At 59.2% G+C, this 12919-nt stretch carries 13 protein-coding genes; 4 read left to right on the top strand and 9 right to left on the bottom strand.

Annotation, left to right across the window (positions count from 1 at the left end; all coding sequences use genetic code 11):
- Positions 1–80: 80 nt before the first annotated feature.
- The 3 genes from yjiA to ACIOUG_RS09260 form a co-directional block, all read right to left on the bottom strand.
- Positions 81–1052 (bottom strand): GTPase, encoded by a 972-nt coding sequence (yjiA, locus tag ACIOUG_RS09270; protein WP_401064609.1) that lies wholly within the window; start codon positions 1050–1052, stop codon positions 81–83.
- Positions 1053–1206: 154 nt separating this feature from the next.
- Positions 1207–1404 carry a YbdD/YjiX family protein gene (locus ACIOUG_RS09265; RefSeq protein ID WP_003228401.1) on the bottom strand — a complete coding sequence of 66 codons (198 nt, stop codon included), beginning with the start codon at positions 1402–1404 and terminating at the stop codon, positions 1207–1209.
- 15 nt (positions 1405–1419) lie between these two features.
- A complete protein-coding gene (locus ACIOUG_RS09260) occupies positions 1420–3486 on the bottom strand; it encodes a carbon starvation CstA family protein (protein WP_401064606.1) in 2067 nt (688 codons plus the stop codon).
- Between the two features lie 160 nt (positions 3487–3646).
- On the opposite strand from ACIOUG_RS09260, the gene ACIOUG_RS09255 reads away from it, so the two are divergent.
- Positions 3647–4015, top strand: a complete 369-nt coding sequence (locus tag ACIOUG_RS09255; protein WP_401064604.1) for a PilZ domain-containing protein — start codon at positions 3647–3649, stop codon at positions 4013–4015.
- Between the two features lie 151 nt (positions 4016–4166).
- On the opposite strand, the gene radA is transcribed toward ACIOUG_RS09255, so the two are convergent.
- The 3 genes from radA to katB are packed head-to-tail and all read right to left on the bottom strand — an operon-like array spanning position 4167 to position 7716.
- The gene (gene radA, locus ACIOUG_RS09250; protein WP_007963764.1) at positions 4167–5534 is read right to left on the bottom strand and encodes a DNA repair protein RadA; all 1368 of its coding nucleotides are present in this window, start codon (positions 5532–5534) and stop codon (positions 4167–4169) included.
- A 43-nt stretch (positions 5535–5577) separates the two neighbouring features.
- Entirely contained in the window at positions 5578–6114 is a 537-nt protein-coding gene (locus tag ACIOUG_RS09245) for an ankyrin repeat domain-containing protein (protein WP_401064601.1), read from the bottom strand.
- A gap of 60 nt (positions 6115–6174) precedes the next feature.
- Positions 6175–7716 (bottom strand): catalase KatB, encoded by a 1542-nt coding sequence (katB, locus tag ACIOUG_RS09240; protein ID WP_401064598.1) that lies wholly within the window; start codon positions 7714–7716, stop codon positions 6175–6177.
- 286 nt (positions 7717–8002) lie between these two features.
- Between katB and mscL the strand changes: the two genes are divergently transcribed.
- A complete protein-coding gene (mscL, locus tag ACIOUG_RS09235; RefSeq protein ID WP_003228412.1) occupies positions 8003–8416 on the top strand; it encodes a large-conductance mechanosensitive channel protein MscL in 414 nt (137 codons plus the stop codon).
- A gap of 41 nt (positions 8417–8457) precedes the next feature.
- Here the strand turns inward: mscL and ACIOUG_RS09230 are convergent, their stop codons facing one another.
- Positions 8458–9234 (bottom strand): ferredoxin--NADP reductase, encoded by a 777-nt coding sequence (locus tag ACIOUG_RS09230; protein ID WP_401064595.1) that lies wholly within the window; start codon positions 9232–9234, stop codon positions 8458–8460.
- A gap of 302 nt (positions 9235–9536) precedes the next feature.
- On the opposite strand from ACIOUG_RS09230, the gene ACIOUG_RS09225 reads away from it, so the two are divergent.
- On the top strand, positions 9537–10259 hold the full coding sequence (locus tag ACIOUG_RS09225; RefSeq protein WP_401064593.1) for an autoinducer binding domain-containing protein: 723 nt from the start codon (positions 9537–9539) through the stop codon (positions 10257–10259).
- A 158-nt stretch (positions 10260–10417) separates the two neighbouring features.
- The gene (locus tag ACIOUG_RS09220; RefSeq protein WP_401064591.1) at positions 10418–11542 is read left to right on the top strand and encodes a methyltransferase; all 1125 of its coding nucleotides are present in this window, start codon (positions 10418–10420) and stop codon (positions 11540–11542) included.
- Positions 11543–11613: 71 nt separating this feature from the next.
- On the opposite strand, the gene ACIOUG_RS09215 is transcribed toward ACIOUG_RS09220, so the two are convergent.
- Both ACIOUG_RS09215 and cydB read right to left on the bottom strand, forming a co-directional pair.
- Entirely contained in the window at positions 11614–11781 is a 168-nt protein-coding gene (locus ACIOUG_RS09215) for a DUF2474 domain-containing protein (RefSeq protein WP_080963309.1), read from the bottom strand.
- Positions 11782–11909: 128 nt separating this feature from the next.
- Complete coding sequence (cydB, locus tag ACIOUG_RS09210; RefSeq protein ID WP_401064588.1) at positions 11910–12917, bottom strand: cytochrome d ubiquinol oxidase subunit II; 1008 nt, start codon at positions 12915–12917, stop codon at positions 11910–11912.
- Positions 12918–12919 lie beyond the last annotated feature (2 nt).

The raw sequence follows: 12919 nt of genomic DNA, 5'->3' as shown, positions 1-12919 counted from the left end.
CGCGTTCTGTCAGGAAGAATGCGGTTCACTGTGGGAGCGGGCTTGCTCGCGAAGGCGTCAGCCCTGGCACCGAAGAACCATCAGGCAGAAGTCACCCTGGAAAACCCCGCCCGAATCTTCTCTTCCGGCAAATCATCGGCAATAAACACAATCACACTTTCCCGCGCCTCACCCTCGGCCCACTCGGTGTCCCAATCAAAGCCGTAGAGTTTCAGCACGCCCTGAAACACCAGTCGACGATCCTCGCCAGCGATGTTCAGCACGCCCTTGTAGCGCAACAATTGCTTGCCGTGTTCTTCCAGCAGCTCATTCATGAACTCGCTGAGCCGATCGATATCCAGCGGCTGATCGGTGCGCAACACCAGGCTGGAGATACGGTCGATGGACGGCGCCTTGCTCACCGGACGCAGGCTCACTCCGCCGCCCAGATCGGCGTTGAGATTGAAGCCACGCACGTCGAGCAGTTGCGCAAGGTCGATGTTGCCATGCTCGACCACACGGATCGGCGCGCGGCGGTTGATGCACGTCAGGCGCTCGCTCAGTGCGTTGAACGTCGCCGCATCCACCAGATCGGTCTTGCTCACCAGCAAGCGGTCGGCGAAACCGATCTGCGCCTGAGCGATGGTCTGGGTCAGGTGCTGGTCGGCGTGAGCGGCATCCACCAGGGTGATGATGCCGTCGAGCAGATAGCGCTCGCGAAGTTCTTCGTCGATGAAAAAGGTCTGCGCCACAGGGGCTGGATCGGCCAGACCGGTGCACTCGATCACCAGCCGGTCGAAGGCGATTTCACCGCTGTCCAGGCGTTCGAGCAGCAGGTACAGGGCCTTGGTCAAATCGGTGTGAATGGTGCAGCAGACGCAGCCGTTGGCCAGGGTCATGACTTGCACCGGTTCGTCACCGAGCAACTGGGTGTCGATGCCGGCGTCGCTGAATTCGTTTTCGATCACGGCGATTTTCAGGCCGTGCTCGGCTTTCAACAGGTGGCGCAGCAAAGTGGTCTTGCCGGCACCGAGGAAACCGCTGAGTACCGTTACGGGTATGGGAGAAGACAAAACACGATTTCCTGAAAGAAACACAAAACAAATGTGGGAGCGGGCTTGCTCGCGAAGGGGTCGTGTCAGTCGACATCATTGCTCGATGACACAACGCATTCGCGAGCAAGCCCGCTCCCACAGTTGGGGATTACCTCAACCGCAGGCTGTCAGCTCAACAGCACTTCGGTCCACCCTTGCCACCGTAACGCGCTTCCTGACGTTCGCGGAAGAACATCTCATAGCTCATCACCGGTTTGTCCGGGTGTTTGGTTTGCATATGCTCGACGTAGGTGTCGTAGTCGGGCATGCCGACCATCAGGCGCGCGGCCTGACCGAGGTATTTACCGAGGCGACTCAGGTCATTGAACATGGTGCAATCCTCTGGTTACGCGTCCGGCAGGGCCTGGAATGGCGATTCTTTATCCGTACGCTCTTTTTTGCCCCAGGCGGCGATGCCGACCTTGAGCGCATAGAACAGGATGCTGAAGACCACGAACAGGAACAGCGCGGTGAGCGTTGCGTTGGTGTAGGCGTTGAAGATCACGTGCTGCATCTGCTCGATGCTCTTGGCCGGGGCAATCACTTGACCGGCGGCCAGGGCATCGCTGTATTTCTTGGCCAGCGACAGGAAACCGATCGCCGGGTTGGCGTCGAACAGCTTGATGAAGCCGGCAGTGGTGGTGCAGATCAGCAGCCAGGCGGCGGGCAGCAGAGTGACCCAGATGTAGCGCTGACGCTTCATCTTGATCAGGACCACGGTGCCGAGCATCAGCGCGATACCGGCCAGCATCTGGTTGGAGATACCGAACAGCGGCCACAGGGTGTTGATGCCGCCCAGTGGATCGATCACGCCCTGATACAGCAACCAGCCCCACATCGCCACACAACCGGCGGTGGCGATCAGGTTGGCGGTCCACGATTCGGTACGTTTCAGCGCCGGCACGAAAGAGCCGAGCAGGTCCTGCAGCATGAAGCGTCCGGCACGGGTGCCGGCGTCCACAGCGGTCAGGATGAACAGCGCTTCGAACAGGATCGCGAAGTGGTACCAGAACGCCATGGTGTTTTCACCCGGCAGGACACTGTGCAGGATCTGCGCGATACCGACCGCCAGGGTCGGCGCACCGCCGGCACGAGCGAGGATGGTGGTTTCGCCAATGTCATGCGCCACGGCTTGCAGTGCCTCCGGCGTGATCGCGAAGCCCCAGCTGCTGACCATCTGCGCCACCGAAGCCACGTCACCACCGACCACAGCGGCCGGGCTGTTCATGGCGAAGTACACGCCCGGCTCGATCACCGAAGCGGCAACCATCGCCATGATCGCGACGAACGACTCCATCAGCATGCCGCCGTAACCGATATAGCGGGCGTTGGTTTCGTTATCCAGCAACTTCGGCGTAGTGCCCGAAGAAATCAGCGCATGGAAGCCCGATACCGCACCGCAAGCGATGGTGATGAACAGGAACGGGAACAGGCCGCCCTTCCACACCGGACCGGTACCGTCGACGAATTGGGTCAGCGCCGGCATTTTCAGCTCGGGCATGGTCACCAGAATGCCGATCGCCAGAGCGATGATGGTGCCGATCTTGAGGAAGGTGGAGAGGTAGTCGCGCGGCGCCAGAATCAGCCACACCGGCAGCACTGCCGCGACAAAACCGTAACCGATCAGCATCCAGGTGATTTGAATACCGGTGAAGCTGAAGGCCTTGGCCCACACCGGATCAGCGGCAATCTGCCCACCGAGCCAGATCGAACCGAGCAGCAGCAACACGCCGATGACCGAGATCTCGCCAATGCGGCCCGGCCGGATGTAGCGCATGTAAATGCCCATGAACATCGCGATCGGGATGGTCGCCATCACGGTGAAGATGCCCCATGGGCTCTCCGCCAGTGCTTTCACCACGATCAGCGCCAGCACCGCGAGGATGATGATCATGATCAGGAAGCAGCCGAACAGGGCGATGGTGCCCGGAACGCGGCCCATTTCTTCACGGACCATGTCGCCCAGGGAACGGCCGTTGCGCCGGGTCGACATGAACAGAACCATGAAGTCCTGCACCGCGCCCGCCAGCACCACCCCGGCAATCAGCCACAGCGTGCCGGGCAGGTAGCCCATCTGCGCCGCCAGAACCGGACCGACCAGAGGCCCTGCGCCGGCAATGGCCGCGAAGTGGTGACCGAAAAGAATGTGTTTGTTGGTCGGAACGTAGTCCAGACCGTCGTTGTTGAGCACGGCGGGGGTGGCCCGACGCGGATCCAGTTGCATCACATTGTTGGCGATGAACAGACTGTAGTAACGGTACGCAACCAGATAGATGGCCACTGCCGCGACCACGATCCACAAGGCGTTGATCGCCTCTCCTCGGCGCAATGCCACTACGCCCAGGGCGCACGCTCCTACGATTGCCAGCACTAGCCAGGGTAAGTGGCGTAGCAGGCTATTATTATTTTTCATTTTATTATTCCAGCCAGGGTGGACAAGAAAGACAGCCACCTCGAGTTTAGCGCTACTGGCGCCAAAGACCATACCCCGACATAGGTCTATCTGGCCCGTTCGCGCTGGCATGCCTGAACAATGCCGGTCTATAGTCAGCGAACCTTCGGAGGATTGCGCCATGAGCGAGCACCCAGCCAACCGTCGTCGCTTCAAACGTATTGCGTTCGATGCCAGAACCGAGCTGAGTCAGGGCCAATACATCTGGCCGGTGAAACTGATCGATCTGTCGCTCAAGGGGCTGTTGATCGAGCGGCCGGAGCCGTGGCTGGGGGATAAGGAGCAGGATTTCTTCGTCGATATCCATCTGAGCGATGACGTGAATATCCAAATGGATGTGCATCTGGCCCATGAGGATCACGGGCAATTGGGCTTTGAATGCCGGCATATCAGCCTGGAATCGATCCAGCGCTTGCGGCGCTTGATCGAGTTGAATCTGGCGGATGAAGCCGAGCTTGAGCGCGAACTCGGCGCACTGATCGAAATCTAGCGCCCAAATCGACCTGTGGAAACACTCTTGTGGTGAGGGGATTTATCCCCGATGGGGCGCGGAGCGGCCCCGAGAAATCCGAGTCTGCTGCGCAGCCCATCGGGGATAAATCCCCTCACCACAGGTTTTCATTCAATCAAGGGAATGGCAGCTATTCGAACAGTGCGTCGAGCGCCTGCTCCAGGCGGGTCACCGCGATGATCTGCAACCCTGGCGGCGCTTCCTTCGGCGCGTTGCCCTTGGGCACGATCGCACGCTTGAAGCCATGCTTGGCCGCTTCCTTCAAGCGCTCCTGACCGCTCGGCACCGGACGCACCTCGCCGGACAAACCGACTTCGCCAAACACCAGCAGATCATGCGGCAACGGCCGGTTGCGCAGGCTCGACATCACCGCCGCCATCAACGCCAGGTCGGACGCGGTCTCCAGCACCTTCACCCCGCCGACCACGTTGAGGAACACGTCCTGATCATGGGTCGGAATGCCGCCATGGCGATGCAAAACTGCCAGCAACATCGCCAATCGGTTCTGATCCAGACCCAGCGTCACCCGACGTGGATTGGCCAGATGGCTGTCATCGACCAGCGCCTGCACTTCCACCAACATCGGCCGGGTGCCTTCCCACGTCGCCATCACCACACTGCCCGGGACTTCTTCCTGGGCACGGGTGAGAAAAATCGCCGATGGGTTGGAGACTTCCTTCAGGCCCTTGTCGGTCATGCCGAACACGCCGAGTTCGTTGACCGCACCGAAACGGTTTTTCACCGCCCGCAACAAACGCAAACGCCCATCGGACTCGCCTTCGAAATACAGCACGGTATCGACCATGTGCTCCAGCACTCGCGGACCGGCGAGCGCGCCTTCCTTGGTGACGTGACCGACGAGGAAAATCGCTGTGCCGCTCTGCTTGGCATAACGCACCAGCAACGCCGCACTCTCGCGCACCTGCGAGACGCCGCCGGGGGCCGACTGCAATTGTTCGGTGAAAATGGTCTGGATCGAGTCGATCACCATCACCTTGGGCTTTTCCTGGCGAGCGGTGGCGATGATGGTTTCGATGCAGGTTTCGGTCATCACCCGCAATTGATCCTGGGGCAAACCCAGACGCCGGGCACGCATCGCCACTTGCTGTTGGGATTCTTCGCCAGTGACGTACAGCGCCGGCATGCTCTTGGCGAGGTTGCACAGGGTCTGCAACAGAATCGTCGACTTGCCGATGCCCGGATCACCGCCGATCAGCACCACCGAGCCGTCGACCAGACCACCGCCCAAAACCCGGTCCAATTCACCGGACGCGGTGGAGAAACGCGGAATCTCCTCGATACTGACTTCGGCCAGGGTCTTGATCTGCGCCTGCTGCCCGGCCCAGCCGGTACGCCCGGTGGGCGCCGTGGCCCCGCCGCTTTCGATCATGGTCTCGGTCAGGGTGTTCCAGGCGCCGCACTCGCCGCACTGGCCCGCCCACTTGGGAAAGGTTGCGCCGCACTCGGTGCAGCCGTACATGCGCTTGGCCTTGGCCATCTGGATCCCCCGGGAAAAACCGCGATGATAACGCAGCCAACGCTCAGCGCGGCGCGGCGGTACGGATTTCGCCGTTGGCCAGACGCGCGGCACTGTTGCCCAGCGGATCCTCGGCATTCAGGTCGGCGCCCCTGGCCTTGAGTGCGTCGAGCAGTTCGACACGCTTGAACAACCCGGCGTACATCGCCGCAGTCTGGCCTGCGCCGTTACGCTGATCGGGGCTGCAATCGGTGGCCATCAACCGTCGGGCAATCTGCACCTCGCCCTTGAAAATCGCGCCCATCAGCGCCGTGTTGCCACGTTGATCCTGCGCGCAGGCATCTGCGCCCGCCGCCAGTAACTGATCAACTGCCGCGCCCTGGCCGTGATACGCCGCCAGAATCAAAGCGGTGTAACCCTTGCTGTCGCGGGTATCGAGGGAATAACCGGACTCGATAAAGGTTTCGAGCATCGGCACATCACCGCGCCGGGCGGCATCGAAATAGTAATCCTGCAACTGGGCCTTGATCGCCTCAGGGTTCTGTTCGGCCAGCGCAGTACACGACAGGCAACCGAGCAGCAATAACAGACAAAATCGCATCAGCCGTCTCCTTGAGCAGAACGGGGCCTGAGTCAGGCCCCGCATGGTATGGCGTCGAGGTCAGTCGAGCAGTTTCGCCGCCAGCGCCTTGACCCGGCTCAGGTCACCCTTGGCCACGTTGGTCACACCGGTGCCGTATTCCGGATCGGCCTTATAAAGGAAGGACAGGATGATGTGCTTGCTCTCGTCATTGGTGGTGGCCAGCGAGCCGCCGAAGCTGGCGATCAGGTCCTGACGCTCCTGCTGGCTGTACGAGCGATACAGATCACCGGCCTGCTTGAAGTTCTGCTCACGCTGAATCTTCGCCTGCTGGGTGCTGCCCGACAGTGCCAGTTGGCTGTAACGCGCGCTTTGCGGCTCTTCACGCGGTTGCAGGCGGCTTGGCTGGTAGTTCACGCCAGACTGGGTGGCACCGAAGTTCATCGCACCGTCCTGATTGCCATTGTTGACGGCAACTTTGGGTGCGTTGATTGGCAGTTGCAGCGCATTGGCACCCAAGCGATACATCTGCGTATCGGCATAAGAGAACACCCGGCCTTGCAACAGACGATCTTCGGAAGGTTCGATACCCGGAACAACATTGGCCGGGGCCATGGCAACTTGTTCGGTTTCCTGGAACACATTGGCTGGATTACGGTTCAACACCATTTGTCCAACTTTTCGCTCAGGAACATTCGGCCAGATCTTGGTGGCATCCAAAGGATCAAAATCAAACTTGGACAAATCTTGTGGTTTCAGCACCTGAATGTACAAGTCCCACTTCGGAAAGTTGCCCTTGTTAATATTGGTTACCAAGTCATTGGTCATATGACTGTAATCTTGCCCCTGAACTTTTGTGACCTGTTCGGGCGTCAGGTTTTTGATGCCCTGCAAACTTTTCCAGTGAAACTTCACATAGTGGACTTCGCCTTTGGCGTTCACCAACTTGTAGGCATGCACACCATTGCCGTCCATCTCCCGATAACTGGCTGGAGTGCCGGAATTGGAGTACAGCTCGGTCAGCGTGCGAGTGGATTCGGGTACGTGGGAGAAGAAGTCGAAACGACGCGAGTCATCGTCAAGGTTGGTACGCGGATCGGGTTTGAACGCGTGAACCATGTCCGGAAACTTGATCGCATCACGGATGAAGAAGGTCGGGAAATTGTTGCCGACCAGGTCCCAGTTGCCATCGGCGGTATAGAACTTGGTGGCAAAACCCCGTGGATCGCGCAGGGTTTCCGGGGAGTGGTTGCCGTGCACCACCGCAGAGAAACGCACGAACACCGGCGTGACCTGGCCGGCGGCGAATACCTTGGCCTTGCTCAGGTCGCTGAGGTCGTTGGTCACCGTGAAAGTGCCATGCGCACCGGTGCCGCGGGCGTGCACCACACGCTCGGGAATGCGCTCACGGTCAAAACGCTGGAGCTTCTGGATCAGTTGCACATCCTGCAGCAGCACCGGGCCGGTGGCACCGGCGGTCTGCGAGTTCTGATTGTCACCGACCGCGGCGCCGTTATCGCGGGTCAGCGGCGCGGCGTTGACGGAGAAGGTCAGCAGGCTGGCGGTCAGTACGCCAAGCGTACGGCGATGGGGAAAAGCCCCCAGTCCAAGAGTGGAATTCATATCAGGTTCCTCTGGTTTTTTTGGGCGCATCCAGGTGCGCCAACCAGAGGCTAGAGGGCTCTGCCGGTGAACATAAATAGAAAGTTCGTAACTCGACGATTGAAAAAAATGGCTTCCTGATCAGCGGCTTACGGCGTAAGCCGCGCGCGATTAGTGGCACTTTGCAAACTAATCGTCGATTCATGTGTCGATAAAAACGGGCATTGTAAGAAGGTGTTTCGCGCAGGACGCGTTTTGCTGATTTACACTGCGTACACCAACCTCATCTGTAACAAGGAAATAACCTATGGGCGTGCTAAGTGAGTTCAAGGCCTTCGCGGTCAAAGGCAATGTGGTCGACATGGCCGTCGGTATCATCATCGGTGCCGCCTTCGGCAAAATCGTTTCGTCGTTTGTCGGCGACGTGATCATGCCGCCAATCGGCCTGCTGATCGGTGGGGTGGACTTCAGTGATCTGGCCGTTACGCTAAAAGCCGCAGAGGGCAGCGCCCCAGCCGTGGTATTGGCCTACGGTAAATTCATCCAGAGCATTCTGGACTTCGTGATCGTCGCCTTCGCGATCTTCATGGGTGTCAAAGCCATCAACCGCCTGAAGCGCGAAGAAGCCGTGGCCCCTTCCCTGCCTCCGGTTCCGACCAAGGAAGAAGAGTTGCTTGGCGAGATCCGCGACTTGCTCAAGGCCCAGAACAACCGGCCTTGACCACTTGATGTATGACGACGGCGCCTGCGGGCGCCGTTTTTCTACCAGTAGTTTTCAACTGCCACCTGCCCCGGCCGTCGCGTCAGGCTCAGGCTCATGTGGCGTTTCTTCAGCAGCGCCCGGGTGTCGTCGATCATCTGCGGATTGCCGCAGAGCATGACGCGCGAGTGCTCGGGGGTCAGTTCGACGCCGGCTTCACGTTCCAGCGCGCCGTTCTCGATCAGGCTGGTAATACGACCGTGCAAGGCGCCAGGCATTTGTTCGCGGGTAATCGTGGGAATGAATTGCAGTTTATGGGCCTGTTCTGCCAGGTAATCACGCTCGGCCAACCCCGCAATCAACGGCTGATAGGCCAGCTCTCGCGCTTCACGCACGCTGTACACCAGGATGATCCGTTCGAACCGCTGCCATACCTCGAAGTCCTGCAGGATCGACAGAAACGGCGCAACCCCGGTCCCGGTGGATAACAGCCACAGGTCCCGACCATCGACGAACCGATCCAGGGTCAGGTAACCAAAGGCCTGGCGCTCCACCAGCAAGGTATCGCCGACCTGCAGTCGGCTCAGCTCACTGGTGAACTCACCCCCGGGCACCACGATGGAAAAAAATTCGAGAAATTCGTCGAATGGCGACGACACCATCGAGTAAGCGCGCCACACGGTACTGCCGTCGGCCTTGGTCACACCGAGGCGGGCGAACTGTCCGGCGCGGAACCGAAACCCGGGGTCACGCGTGGTACGCAAAGTGAACAGGCTGGGTGTCAAGCGCTGCACGTCGAGCAAAGTCTGGGCGGTGAACTTCTCTGCGCTGGCGGTCATGGGGCACTCCATTCAACGATTGCCAGCAGTGTCGCGCAAAATCAGACGCTTAAACACCGTCAAATTGTGATGTCATTCAGAACTGTGGTGAGTTCGCACCGTTAATAAAATGGTACAGATTATTTTAAATGACGATTTAAATCTTATACATCCAAAGTATTAATAACCCTTTATTTAATATTCAAAGCAGTCAAGAGCGAAAAGATCGGAACGCACAGTAGGAAATATCCTACACTCGGCTTCGTGCTGGTTCCTTTGGATCCAACTCGCACCTCCCCAGTAAAAAGCGCCACGGAGTTCTAATGGAAATGTGGAAGGAGTCGCAATTAAAGCAACTGACTTTCGCAAGGGAAATAGAGTCTGCCTATCCGATCCTGTTGAGATTTGCGGAAAATATCGGTTTCAATTTCTGCGCAATCTCATTGACGTCGAATACCCGGAACGACAACTTAAAAGCCTTGCAAATCAATAACTACCCCCAAGAATGGAACGAACTGTATGAACTTGAAAACTACAGCAAGATTGATCCGGCAATAGCACACTGCAATCACTGTATGTTGCCAGTGATATGGAACGAAGACCTGTACTCGCAAACGCCAGAACTCTGGCAGGCCTTGCAAGAACATGGCTTGCGCCACGGCTGGTCACAGTCGTTCCATCATGAAGCAACCGGGCTCTGCACCACGCTGAGTCTCGCCAGAAAAAATGGTCCTTTGAGCCCGCTCGAACTGTACGAGCATTTCGGTTATATGTTCTACGTAACCGGCCATCTGAGCGAGTTGTTCGCCAGAACCTTGCCCAAACAGAGCGCCCCTGTCGCCCGCCCGAAACTCTCACCCCGGGAACTGGAAGTACTGAAGCTTTCCGCCGTCGGCAAGACCGCTTATGAAATTTCGCGGATTCTTTGCCTCAGCGAACGGACCGTGAATTATCACGTGCAAAACGTGATTGCGAAGTTGAATGTGTGCAACAAGATTTCCGCAGTCATTGCTGCCACCCGCATCGGTCTGCTGGACACGCCGTAAGCGCTAAAACCTGCGAGTATTCGAGCGGAAAAAAAAGTACCATTTGCGACCTTCCTGAGTGATGACGGCAACTTTGGCGTCGTGGTCCACTCGGACGGTTCCGCAGCACGCTCACCTGGGCCGCGGGCCACCCGTTGATTACCCAGAGTCCCCATCCCATGCCCTTGCTCGATACGCCCTTCGCCCAACTCGATCTGATCCGCCAGCCCGAACAGCAGAATGAACCGCTGCAAGCCTTCGATGCGGCCGACGAATACCTGCTCAATCATCTGGCCGCCGAGCAACCGGCAGCGGATAGCCGGGTACTGGTGCTCAACGACAGCTTCGGCGCTATCGCGGCCAGCCTGGCGGGCAAGGCGCAGGTCAGCAGCAGTGGTGACTCGTTCCTGGCGTTTCAGGGCCTGGAGAAAAATCTGCAGCGCAATGGCCTGGCCTTCGATGCGGTGCGCGGCACACCGGCCAGCGAACCGTTGGTCGGCCCGTTCGACCGGGTGCTGATCCGTGTGCCGAAAACCCTGGCGCTGCTGGAAGAGCAACTGATTCGCCTGCAAGGTCAACTGGCACCGGGGGCGCAAGTGGTGGCGGCAGCGATGGTCAAGCATTTGCCCCGCGCGGCCGGCGATCTGCTGGAGCGCTACATTGGACCGGTGCAGGCGTCGCTGGCGGTGAAGAAGGCGCGCTTGCTGATCGCCACGCCCGAAGCGAAAGCCCCGGCGGTCTCGCCCTACCCGACGCGTTACCTGCTCGACGAACCGGCCATCGAATTGCTCAACCACGCCAACGTGTTCTGCCGCGAAGGGCTGGACATCGGCACCCGCGCCTTCCTCCCGCACCTGCCGAAAAACCTCGGTTCAGCACGGGTCGCCGACCTCGGCTGCGGCAACGGCGTATTGGCTATCGCCAGCGCCCTGCACAACCCTGACGCACAGTACACGCTGGTCGACGAATCGTTCATGGCGGTGCAATCGGCCGCGGAGAACTGGCGCGCCGCACTGGGCGAGCGCGAAGTGATCGTGCGCGCCGGCGATGGTCTGGCCGGCCAAGAACCACAATCGCTGGACGTGGTGCTGTGCAATCCGCCGTTCCATCAGCAGCAGGTGGTTGGCGACTTCCTCGCCTGGCGCATGTTCCAGCAGGCCCGTGAGGCGCTGGTGGTGGGCGGCGCGTTATACATCGTCGGCAACCGTCACCTGGGTTATCACAGCAAACTGGCGCGGCTGTTCCGTGGCGTCGAGCAAGTGGCGGCCACGCCGAAATTCGTGATTCTCAAAGCGCGCAAGTAAACCGCGAAGCAAAAAAAACCCTCCGTGAGGAGGGTTCAAATCCGTACCCGAAGGCGCCGGGACGGGATGATTCAGTGCGTGGTCAGGCCGGCCGCGCTCATGAACAGGCGCATCAGGCTGGCGGCGATGAACAGCGCGCCGACGCTACCGATCCAGATCAGGGCCAACCAGCCAAGCCGTTGCCACAGCGGCTTTTTTTCGGCCTCTTCAATCTCGTGCAGGGAATGTTTGCCGTTCATTGCATCGTTCCTCCGTTAAAGCGCGCTATAGGAGCTGTCGAGTGAAACGAGGCTGCGATCCTTTGATCCTGATTTTCAAATCAAAAGATCGCAGCGTGCCGCAACTCCTACACAGATTTCACACAGTTCTAGTGGTAACCGTCTTCATGGGTGACCTTGCCGCGGAACACGTAGTAGCTCCAGAAGGTGTAACCCAGGATGAACGGGATGATGAACAGCGTACCGACCAGCATGAAACCCTGACTCTGCGGCGGCGCAGCGGCGTCCCAGATCGAGATCGACGGCGGCACGATGTTCGGCCACAGGCTGATGCCCAGACCGCTGTAGCCGAGGAAAATCAGCACCAGGGTCAGCAGGAACGGCGTGTAGTTGGCGTTGCGCGCCACCGCACGGATCAAGCCGTACAGGGTGATCAGCACCAGAATCGGCACGGGCATGAACCAGAACAGGTTCGGCATGCTGAACCAGCGTGTCGCGATCTCGGGGTGAGCCAGCGGCGTCCACAGGCTGACGATGCCGATCACCGCCAACAGCACGAACGCCAGCGGCCGCGCGAGGTTGTGCATCTGTTCCTGCAGCTTGCCTTCGGTCTTCATGATCAGCCAGGTGCAGCCGAGCAAGGCATAGGCCACCACCAATGCGGCGCCGCAGAACAGGGTGAAGGGCGTCAGCCAGTCCAGTGAACCGCCGGCGTATTGCCGATTGACCACCGGCAACCCGTCAATGAACGCACCGAGCGCTACCCCCTGAAAGAAGGTCGCGGCCACCGAACCACCGATGAACGCCTTGTCCCACAGGTGGCGCTTGTCGTCCTTGGCCTTGAAGCGGAACTCGAACGCCACGCCACGGAAAATCAGGCCGATGAGCATGAAAATCAGCGGCAGGTACAGCGCCGACAACACTACCGAATAGGCCAGCGGGAAGGCGCCGAACAACGCTGCGCCGCCCAGTACCAGCCAGGTTTCATTGCCGTCCCATACCGGGGCGACGGTGTTCATCATTACGTCACGGTCGACCTTGCCCGGGATGAACGGGAAGAGAATCCCGATCCCCAGGTCGAAGCCGTCCATGACCACGTACATCATGATGCCGAAGATGATGATCACGGCCCAGATCAGCGGAAGATCAATACCCATGA

Origin of the sequence: Pseudomonas sp. NPDC087803 (assembly GCF_044742995.1) — a bacterium.
Lineage (GTDB): Bacteria > Pseudomonadota > Gammaproteobacteria > Pseudomonadales > Pseudomonadaceae > Aquipseudomonas.
The sequence above is the reverse complement of the archived record's forward strand: the minus strand, read 5'-3'. Positions and strand labels throughout refer to the sequence as shown.